The following is a 9702-nucleotide window of genomic DNA, read 5'->3' as shown; positions in this document are numbered from 1 at the left end:
GGTTACATTCCGAACCCGGAAGCTAAGCCTCACAGCGCCGATGGTACTGCAGGGGGGACCCTGTGGGAGAGTAGGACGCCGCCGAACAATTCTTCGAGAGAAGCCCCCGCCGGGTGAACCGGACGGGGGCTTCTCTGTTGTAGGGTCAACGTGCATTGTCATCACACAGGACAGGAGGCCCCGGGTGGAGGTCCAGGAGACGCGGGTCCAGACCGATCGCGTCCTCACCATCCCCAACCTGCTGAGCATGGGCCGGCTGGTCGGCGTTCCGCTCTTTCTCTGGCTCATCCTGTGGCCGGCCTTCGGCGGGCCCAACAACGACGGTTGGGCGCTGCTGATCCTGGCGCTCAGCGGAGTCAGTGACTACCTGGACGGAAAGCTCGCCAGGCGGTGGGGCCAGATCAGCCGGGTGGGGCAGCTGCTGGACCCGCTGGCGGACCGGCTCTATGTACTGTCCACACTGGTCGGATTGACGTGGCGTGAGATTCTGCCCTGGTGGGTGACGGCGATTCTGCTGGCCCGGGAAGCGTTTATCGCCTCGCTGCTGCCGATTCTGAACAAGCACGGTTACGGTCCGCTGCAGGTGAGTTTCCTCGGCAAGGCCGCGACCTTCAATCTGATGTACGCGTTCCCGCTTCTGCTGCTCGGCAGTGTGGACAGTTGGATCGCGCGGCCGGCCGAGGTGGTGAGCTGGGCGTTCATCTGGTGGGGAACCACGCTGTACTGGTGGTCCGCGATTCTTTACGCGGTCCAGGCACGCCAGATCGTCAAGGCCGACTCGGCGCCCTCGGCGTCCACCGTCTGAGACGCGATCTGAGAGAAGTCCCACGCCGTATCGGTGCGTCGGACGGGACCTTCCGGGTAGAGATCCCTCTGGAACGGTTTGATGGACTCGCAGGTCCACCACCGCTAAGGAGGACGCACCCGTAATGAAAGCCGTTGTAATGGCAGGGGGCGAGGGAACCCGACTCCGCCCGATGACCTCCAGCATGCCGAAGCCACTGCTTCCGGTCGCCAATAGGCCGATCATGGAGCACGTGCTTCGGCTGCTGAAGCGGCACGGCCTCTCCGACACCGTGGTCACCGTGCAGTTCCTGGCCTCACTGGTCAAGAACTACTTCGGTGACGGTGAGGAACTGGGCATGCATCTCACGTATGCCCACGAGGAGACGCCACTAGGCACTGCGGGGAGTGTCAAGAACGCCGAGGACGCCCTCAAGGACGACTCCTTTCTGGTGATCTCCGGTGACGCCCTGACCGACTTCGATCTCTCTGAATTGATCGCCTATCACCGCAGCAAGAACGCTCTGGTCACCGTCTGTCTCACCCGGGTACCGAACCCCCTGGAGTTCGGCATCACGATCACGGATGAGGAAGGGCGGGTCGAGCGCTTCCTGGAGAAGCCCACCTGGGGACAGGTCTTCTCGGACACGGTGAACACCGGTATCTACGTGATGGAACCCGAGGTCTTCGACTACGTCGCGGCGGGTGAGTCCGTCGACTGGTCGAGCGATGTCTTCCCGCAGCTGTTGAAGGAGGGCAAGCGGGTCTACGGGTACATCGCCGAGGGTTACTGGGAGGACGTGGGCACTCACGAGAGCTACGGCAAGGCCCAGGCGGACGTCCTGGAGGGCAAGGTCGACGTCGAGCTCGACGGCTTCGAGATCTCCCCTGGCGTCTGGGTGGCCGAGGGGGCGGAGGTCGATCCCGAGGCCGTCCTGCGCGGGCCGCTGTACATCGGGGACTACGCCAAGGTCGAGGCCGGCGTGGAGCTGCGCGAGCACACGGTGCTGGGCAGCAACGTGGTGGTCAAGCGCGGGGCCTTCCTGCACAAGGCGGTGGTGCACGACAACGTGTACATCGGGCCGCAGAGCAATCTGCGCGGGTGCGTGGTGGGCAAGAACACCGACGTGATGCGGGCCGCGCGGATCGAGGACGGCGCCGTGATCGGCGACGAGTGCCTGATCGGCGAGGAGTCGATCATCGCGGCGAACGTCCGGGTCTACCCGTTCAAGACCATCGAGGCCGGCGCCGTCGTCAACACGTCGGTGATCTGGGAGTCCCGCGGGCAGGAGCACCTGTTCGGGGTCCGCGGGGTCTCGGGCGTGCTGAACGTCGAGATCACCCCCGAGCTGGCCGTGCGGCTGGCCGGCGCGTACGCCACGACGCTGAAGAAGGGCGCCACCGTCACCATTGCGCGTGACCACTCGCGGGGTGCGCGTGCGCTCAAACGGGCGATGATCTCGGGGCTGCAGACCTCCGCGATCGACGTCCGCGATCTGGAGAACGTGCCGATGCCGGTGGCCCGGCAGCACACGGCACGCGGGAGTGCGGGCGGGATCTTCCTGCGGACCACGCCGGGGGTGCCCGACTCGCTGGACATCCTCTTCTTCGACGAGCGAGGCGCGGATCTCTCGCAGGCGGGGCAGCGCAAGCTCGACCGCGTCTACGCGCGCCAGGAGTACCGCCGGGCCTTCCCCGGCGAGATCGGGGACCTGACCTTCCCGTCCAGCGTCTTCGACTCCTACGCGGGCAACCTGCTGCGGGCGGTGGACATCACCGGGGTCCGCGAGGCGGGGCTGAAGGTGGTCGTGGACACCGCGCACGGCAGCGCCGGGCTGGTTCTGCCCAGCATCCTCGGCCGGCTCGGGGTCGAGGCGCTCACCGTCTCCACCGGGCTGGACGAAGCGCGGCCCACCGAGGACGCGGAAGAGCGCCGGGTCGGGCTGGCCAGGCTCGGTGAGCTGGTGGCCTCCTCGCGGGCGGCGTTCGGCGTCCGCTTCGACCCGGTCGGCGAGCGCGTCTCGTTCGTCGACGAGCTGGGCCGGGTGATCGATGACGACCGGGCGCTGCTGGTGCTGCTGGACCTGGTCGCGGCCGAGCGGCGCAGCGGGCAGGTGGCGCTGCCGGTGACCACGACCCGGATCGCGGAGCAGGTCGCGGCGTACCACGGCACCCAGGTCATCTGGACCACGACGACGCCGGACGACCTGGCCAAGGCGGCCTCCGCCGAGGGCACGGTGTTCGGCGGGGACGGGCGCGGCGGTTTCGTGGTGCCCGAGTTCAGCGGTGTGCTGGACGGCGCGGCGGCCTTCGTCCGGCTGGTCGGCCTGGTGGCCCGGACCCAGCTCACGCTGAGTCAGATCGACGCCCGGATCCCGCAGGCGCACATCCGGCGCCGGGACATCGCGACGCCGTGGGCGGCCAAGGGCATGGTCATGCGTTCGGTGGTGGAGGCGGCCGGCAGCCGACGGCTGGACACCACGGACGGTGTCCGGGTGGTCGAGGCGGACGGTCGCTGGACGCTGGTGCTGCCGGACCCGGCGGAGGCGGTCACCCACCTGTGGGCCGAGGGCCCGGACGACGACGCCACCGAGGCGCTGCTGGACGAGTGGGCGGCGGTGGTCGACAGCGCGGGGCGGTGACGCCCTGAGGGGACGAGTGCCCTGATCGGCGGGGCGTGCGGCGTGGTCCGCGCGCCCCACCGTCCGTTTTCACATCATCGGAAGCGGCCGTCACTTTCCGTAGTCTGTGCACCGGGTGTGCAGCTCAGGGGCCGTGTACGAGGCCCCTCGCGCGCATGGGACGATGGTCCGCATGCCAGCGACGCCGACACCGAGTGCCCCGAACGGACGGTACAACCGTCCGGACGCCTCGATGTCCCTGCTGACGAACGTGATGGACCACAGCCTGGACGAGGGCTACGCGGAGGCGGCCGCCGCGCGCGGTGGTGACCACGACAGCCGGATACCCCGGACCCTGCGGGGTCTGCTCACGCTGGGCGCCGGACTGGCGCTGGTCGGTGCCGTGGTGACGGTCGGCGCGGTGAACGCGCACGAGGCGGAGCCCACCCTCGCCAAGGAGCGGGACGCGTTGATCCACCGGATCAACGACAGCAACGGGTCGGCCGACAAGCTCCAGCAGCAGGTCCAGGAGCTGCGGCGCAAGGTGGAGGGCGCTCAGCAGCAGGCCTTCCCCTCGGGAGACGGCGACGCGGGCGGCCTGACCGGCACCGTCGGCCTGGGGGAGGTCACCGGGCCGGGGGTCAAACTCGTGCTGGAGGACGCCCCGGGGACGGGGAGCGGGGGCAATGTCGATCCGAGGGCCGGCCAGGGCTTCTCCAACAGCGGGCGGCTGCGCGACCGGGACCTGCAGCTGGTGGTGAACGGCCTCTGGGGCTCGGGCGCGGAGGCCGTGTCGATCAACGGCCAGCGGTTGACCGCGCTGTCCGCGATCCGCGCCGCGGGCGAGGCGGTGCTGGTGGACAACCGGCCGCTCGTCCCGCCGTACAACATCCAGGCGATCGGGGACGGTCCGAAGCTGCTCGCGGCCTTCGAGAACGACATGGCGGGGCAGTACCTGCGGCTGCTGCAGGAGAAGTACGGCATCAAGTCGACGCTCTCCACCCAGAAGAGCCTGACGCTGCCGGCGGCGGTCGGGGTGACGCTGCGGACCGCCCAGCCGGTCACCCCCGAGCCCACTCCCGCGCCCGGCGGCTCGCCCACGGCCACGTCGTCGGCGGCCGCGTCGGCCGGGCCGAGCGGCACTCCCTCCGGCGGGCCCGGAACCTCGGAAAGCCCGACCGCGTCCGTTTCACCATCCGCCCACAGCGGTGGTCCGACCCCCAAGCGGCGTCCGTCCACCGGATCCACCAAGTCCACGACAGGGACAGGAGCAGCTAGACCGTGATTGCCGTACTGGGTCTCGTGATCGGGGTGGTCGTCGGGCTCTTCGTCCAGCCCGAGGTGCCGGACGCCGTCGTGCCGTACCTGCCGATCGCCGTGGTGGCGGCGCTGGACGCGGTGTTCGGCGGTGTCCGGGCGATGCTGGACGGGATCTTCAACGACAAGGTGTTCATCGTCTCGTTCCTGTCGAACGTGGTGGTCGCGGCGTTGATCGTCTTCCTCGGTGACCAGTTGGGCGTCGGTTCGCAGCTGTCCACCGGTGTCGTCGTCGTCCTCGGCATCCGCATCTTCTCCAACGCGGCTGCGATCCGGCGCCATGTCTTCCGTGCCTGAGCCGGGCCGCGAGACGGCGGCGGAGCAGGAGAAGCCGGACCGGGAGGCCGGCGCCGAGGCCGAACACGAGGCCGGGGCCCAGCCGCAGCCGGTGGTGCGGCTGAGCAAGGCGGAGTCCGCGCCTGCTGCGGAGGCCGATACGGAGGCTGATGAGGAAGCCGGGACGGCGGTCGAGGAGTCGAGGTCCGAGGCCGGGTCCAAACCCGGGGCCGGGACGGAGGCCGCGTCGCAGAGCGAGGCCGAGCCGGTGCCCGCCCAGTCCGCCCCCGCCGAGCCCGCCCCCGCCGAGCCCGCGTCCACCGAGGCCGAGCCCGCTGAGCCGGAGGCCGCTGACACCGGTGAGCCGGAGGCCGCTGACGCCGCGGAACCGGAAGCCGACGGGCAGCCGCCCGCGGAGGACCGGCACGCCGGCCGGCGGCGGCTGAAGGCCGCGCTGTGGCCGCCGCGGCTTTCGCGCGGGCAGCTGGTGGTGGCGCTGCTGCTGTTCTCGCTCGGCCTGGGGCTGGCGATCCAGGTGCGCTCGACCAACGACCACCACAACCAGCTGCGCGGTGCCCGGCAGGAGGACCTGGTCCGGATCCTCGACGAACTGGACAGCCGTCAGCAGCGTCTCCAGCAGGAGAAGGCCGAGCTCGAGCAGTCCTTGGCGAAGTTGGAGAACAGCTCCAACCAGGCCAAGGAGGCCCAGGAGCAGACCAGGAAGAAGATGACGGAACTCGGTGTGCTGGCCGGTACGGTCAAAGCCACTGGTCCGGGCATCGTACTCACGGTCGATGATCCCCAAGGGCAGGTGAAGGCGGATATGCTGCTGGACACCCTGCAGGAACTTCGAGCGGCGGGGGCGGAGGCGATTCAGATCAACGATGTGCGCGTGGTGGTCAACACCTACTTCACCGACCTGTCGGGCGGCGGGGTGCAGATCGACGGGAAGAAGGTCGCGCCGCCCTATCGGTTCACCGTCGTGGGGAACCCGCAGGACCTGACTCCCGCGCTGAACATTCCGGGCGGTGTCGTCCGTACTCTGGAGAGCCACCAGGCGCGGGCGACGATCGCCCAGCAGCAGAAGGTGGTCGTGGACGCCCTCGTGGATCTGAAGACGCCGCAGTACGCCAAGCCGGCTTCGAAGTGACGGGGCGCCCGACGAACGGCCCGTCAGGGGCCGGCGGCACCCGGTGCGGGGCGCCGCCGTCGCGTGGGAGAGACTGGTTCGCACCAGTACGCTCCCTAGCACCAACCGCAGCACCAAACGTCGGAGTACCACTCCAGCAGGCCCGGGCCGCAACCGGGCCCGCAGCCTGTCCGAGGTTCTCACCCTGCCCCGCGGGCGGGTCTGTCACACGCAAGGGGATTCGCCCGTGAGTTTCTTCTCGAAGTTGTTCGGTCGCAACAAGGGCCGGGACGCGGCCGCCGTCGAGGCGCCCACCGCCCGGCACCGCCGGTCGGAGGACGAGCCCGCCGTGCCGGGCATGCGCCCGGCCCCCGAGGCCGCGCCGTACGCCGGACAGCAGCTGTACCGGGACGGCGGCGCCGCCCAGTACGCGGGCAACCCGGCGGGCTACGGCGCGTCGGTTGACCCCTCCGGCGACCCGCGCATAGGTTTCCCGTCAGGACCCTCAACCTCTGGTGGAGGGTTTGCCCCGGACCCGTACGCCGGGCACAACCCGTCGGGTGTGCCGCGCCAGGAGGCTGTGAACATGGCTGGCCCCATTCCGTGCCCCAGGTGCGGCAACCAGAACCCGGCCGCGGCCCGCTTCTGTTCCAACTGCGGTACGGCGCTGCGCGGGGGCCCGCTGCCCGAGGGGGCCGCGGAGACCACCTCGACCATCTCGATCTCCGGCCTGGAGTCCCACGACCCCACCGCGACCACCGGCACCGGCACCACGCCGGCCCTGTCGGCCGAGGTGCTGCAGGCGATCGACGCGCTGCCGCCGGGCTCGGCCCTGCTGATCGTGCAGCGCGGCCCGAACTCGGGCAGCCGCTTCCTGCTGGACTCGGACGTCACCACGGCCGGCCGTCACCCGCAGGGCGACATCTTCCTGGACGACGTCACGGTCTCGCGGCGCCACGTGGAGTTCCGCCGCACCCCGTCCGGCTTCAGCGTCGCGGACGTGGGCAGCCTGAACGGCACTTACGTCAACCGGGAGCGGATCGACGAGGTGCCGCTGAACAACGGCGACGAGGTGCAGATCGGTAAGTACCGGCTGGTGTTCTTCGCCGGCCACAACCGGGGGTACTGAAACCAACGTCGGCAGGAGCCCGAGTGAGCAGCGATACCCCTTCTTCTCTCGGGGCGGCCATCCCCGCGTCGTCGTCCGGTCCGCAGGCGGACCGGGTCGGGCGCGGGGTGGTCGCGGGCCCCAGGCAGCCCGTCCGGCCGGACCGGGCCGCCGGGCGGCGGCGCGGCGGCGACGAACTGCTGAGCATCGGCGCGGTGCTGACCTTCCTGCGTGACGACTTCCCCGAGGTGACCATCTCCAAGATCCGCTTCCTGGAGGCGGAGGGACTGGTGGAGCCGCAGCGCACGCCCTCGGGGTACCGCAAGTTCAGCCCGGCCGACGTCGAGCGGCTGGCCTACGTGCTGCGGATGCAGCGGGACCACTACCTGCCGTTGCGGGTGATCCGCGAGCACCTGGACGCGATCGAGCGCGGCGAGGCCCCGCCCGCGCTGCCGCCCGCCGCCGAGGCCCGGCCCGGGCCGCTGGAGGAGGCCGACCGCGAGCTGGTGGCCTCCGGCGAGGCCCACTCCGGCGTCCGGCTGGGGCGCGCCGAACTGCTGGCCGCGGCCGAAGCCGGGGAGCGGGAACTCGCGGAGTGGGAGGCGTACGGCCTGGTCGCGCCCGGTCCGGACGGCGGTTACGACGGCGAGGCGCTGCAGGTGGCCCGGCTGGTCGCGGAGCTCGGCCGGTACGGGCTGGAGCCGCGGCACCTGAGGGCCATGAAGGCGGCGGCCGACCGCGAGGTCTCGCTGGTGGAGCAGGTGGTGGCGCCGCTGCGGCGGCACCGGAACCCGCAGACCCGGGCCCACGCGGAGGCCACCGCGCGGGAGCTGGCGACGCTGTCGGTACGCCTGCACGCGGCGATGGTCCAGGCCGGGTTGCGGACCCGCGGATAGCCGCGGGAGCAGCCGGTCGGCGCCCGGGTGCACCGCGCTGACCAGCGGCGTCGGCCCTGCGCTTTCATATCCGGGAGCGGAGCCATAGGGTTGCCTGTGTGAATGAGCTCGACGTCGTGGGTGTCCGAGTGGAGATGCCTTCCAACCAGCCGATCGTGCTGTTGCGGGAGGTCGGGGGAGATCGCTACCTGCCGATCTGGATCGGCCCCGGCGAGGCGACCGCGATCGCCTTCGCCCAGCAGGGCATGACTCCGGTGCGCCCGCTGACGCACGACCTGTTCAAGGACGTCCTGGAGGCGCTCGGCCAGCAGCTCACCGAGGTCCGGATCACCGATCTGCGGGAGGGCGTGTTCTACGCCGAGCTGGTGTTCGCCGGCGGGGTCGAGGTCAGCGCCCGGCCCTCCGACGCGATAGCGCTCGCCCTGCGCACCGGCACGCCGATCTACGGGAGCGAGGAGGTGCTCGCCGAGGCGGGCATCGCGATCCCGGACGAGCAGGAGGACGAGGTCGAGAAGTTCCGCGAGTTCCTCGACCAGGTGTCACCCGAGGACTTCGGGGGCGGCGGTCCGCAGTAGCGCGGACGGGCCCGATCGGCCGTTTCACTCGCCGTTTTGCCAAAAACCGTCCATCTACCCACACTAGGGGCACGAAAAACCACTCTCCTGAGTGACGTGGTCTGTCTACCCCGGCGTGGCGATCGTTGACGGGTCATAGGGGACTGCCTACCGTCAGGAGTGGCTGTCCGGGTGACCGATGCCCGCAGTCGGGTTGCCCGCAGCACAAGTGGACGGAGGTAGGCATGAGCAGCACCGGCGATGACGCGGCCGCAGGAGGCCTGTGCGCCGTGCACGTACCCCGCACCGCTCGTACCGTGACCGACCTGCCGCGCGTGGGCAGGTTCCCGGCCGTGCAGGCGGGCCAGCCCGCGATCGAGCGGCTGGCGCCGACGTCCGAACTGCTCGGTTTCCGCGGCCCGACGGCCTGCGCGGCGGCCGGGATCACCTACCGCCAGCTGGACTACTGGGCCCGGACCGGACTGCTGGAGCCCAGCGTCCGGACGGCGTACCCGGCGACCAGCCAGCGGCTCTACAGCTTCCGGGACGTCCTGCTGCTCAAGATCGTGAAGCGGCTGCTGGACGCGGGCGTCTCGTTGCAGAACATCCGGGTGGCCGTCGCCCATCTGCAGTCCGCCGACCAGGGCGACCTGGCCGGGCTGACGCTGATGTGCGACGGGGCGACGGTGTACGAGTGCACCACGCCGCAGCAGGTGGTCGATCTGCTGAAGAGCGGTCAGGGGGTGTTCGGCATCGCGGTGGGGGCTGTCTGGCGGGAGCTGGAGCTGACCCTCGGGCGGCTGCACGCGGAGCGGACCGACACCGGCGAGACGCTGGTCGGGCACGACCCGGCGGACGAGCTGGCGCAGCGGCGCAACCGGGCGGTCTGACGAGGCGTCGGTCGCGGGCCACGCCGGTGGTGCGTGACCGGTTTTGACGAGGCCGTGGGGGGGGGGGGAGGGGGGGGGGGGGGGGGTCGCCGGTCCCGTTTTTGTGCGGGGAGAATAGGGGGGGAAGA

9 protein-coding genes and 1 rRNA gene are annotated in these 9702 nt (G+C 70.6%); all 10 read left to right on the top strand.

What is annotated here, in order from left to right:
• Window positions 1–87: ribosomal RNA gene (rrf, locus tag ACZ4WV_RS18655) — 5S ribosomal RNA — on the top strand; the annotation flags it as partial.
• Window positions 88–184: 97 nt separating this feature from the next.
• Entirely contained in the window at window positions 185–805 is a 621-nt protein-coding gene (locus ACZ4WV_RS18650) for a CDP-alcohol phosphatidyltransferase family protein (protein ID WP_465747938.1), read from the top strand.
• A 124-nt stretch (window positions 806–929) separates the two neighbouring features.
• Window positions 930–3425 carry a sugar phosphate nucleotidyltransferase gene (locus ACZ4WV_RS18645; RefSeq protein ID WP_465747936.1) on the top strand — a complete coding sequence of 832 codons (2496 nt, stop codon included), beginning with the start codon at window positions 930–932 and terminating at the stop codon, window positions 3423–3425.
• Between the two features lie 172 nt (window positions 3426–3597).
• Entirely contained in the window at window positions 3598–4689 is a 1092-nt protein-coding gene (locus ACZ4WV_RS18640) for a DUF881 domain-containing protein (RefSeq protein WP_465747934.1), read from the top strand.
• A complete protein-coding gene (locus ACZ4WV_RS18635) occupies window positions 4686–5018 on the top strand; it encodes a small basic family protein (protein ID WP_030062488.1) in 333 nt (110 codons plus the stop codon). The genes ACZ4WV_RS18640 and ACZ4WV_RS18635 overlap by 4 nt, the downstream gene beginning before the upstream one ends.
• The gene (locus ACZ4WV_RS18630) at window positions 5002–6147 is read left to right on the top strand and encodes a DUF881 domain-containing protein (RefSeq protein WP_465747932.1); all 1146 of its coding nucleotides are present in this window, start codon (window positions 5002–5004) and stop codon (window positions 6145–6147) included. Before ACZ4WV_RS18635 ends, ACZ4WV_RS18630 begins: the two co-directional genes overlap by 17 nt.
• A gap of 226 nt (window positions 6148–6373) precedes the next feature.
• On the top strand, window positions 6374–7255 hold the full coding sequence (locus tag ACZ4WV_RS18625) for an FHA domain-containing protein (RefSeq protein ID WP_465747930.1): 882 nt from the start codon (window positions 6374–6376) through the stop codon (window positions 7253–7255).
• Between the two features lie 179 nt (window positions 7256–7434).
• Window positions 7435–8130, top strand: a complete 696-nt coding sequence (gene ftsR / locus ACZ4WV_RS18620; RefSeq protein ID WP_465747946.1) for a transcriptional regulator FtsR — start codon at window positions 7435–7437, stop codon at window positions 8128–8130.
• Between the two features lie 98 nt (window positions 8131–8228).
• On the top strand, window positions 8229–8705 hold the full coding sequence (locus tag ACZ4WV_RS18615) for a bifunctional nuclease family protein (protein WP_030062493.1): 477 nt from the start codon (window positions 8229–8231) through the stop codon (window positions 8703–8705).
• A 224-nt stretch (window positions 8706–8929) separates the two neighbouring features.
• A complete protein-coding gene (locus tag ACZ4WV_RS18610) occupies window positions 8930–9574 on the top strand; it encodes a MerR family transcriptional regulator (RefSeq protein WP_465747928.1) in 645 nt (214 codons plus the stop codon).
• Window positions 9575–9702 lie beyond the last annotated feature (128 nt).

The organism is Kitasatospora sp. NPDC029312, assembly GCF_055569215.1.
The sequence above is the reverse complement of the archived record's forward strand: the minus strand, read 5'-3'. Positions and strand labels throughout refer to the sequence as shown.

Excerpts from the sequence above, each read along its gene's own strand:
- ACZ4WV_RS18645 (WP_465747936.1), top strand. The coding sequence starts at position 930 with ATGAAAGCCGTTGTAATGGCAGGGGGCGAGGGAACCCGACTCCGCCCG.
- ACZ4WV_RS18640 (WP_465747934.1), top strand. The coding sequence starts at position 3,598 with ATGCCAGCGACGCCGACACCGAGTGCCCCGAACGGACGGTACAACCGT.
- ACZ4WV_RS18630 (WP_465747932.1), top strand. The coding sequence starts at position 5,002 with ATGTCTTCCGTGCCTGAGCCGGGCCGCGAGACGGCGGCGGAGCAGGAG.
- ACZ4WV_RS18610 (WP_465747928.1), top strand. The coding sequence starts at position 8,930 with ATGAGCAGCACCGGCGATGACGCGGCCGCAGGAGGCCTGTGCGCCGTG.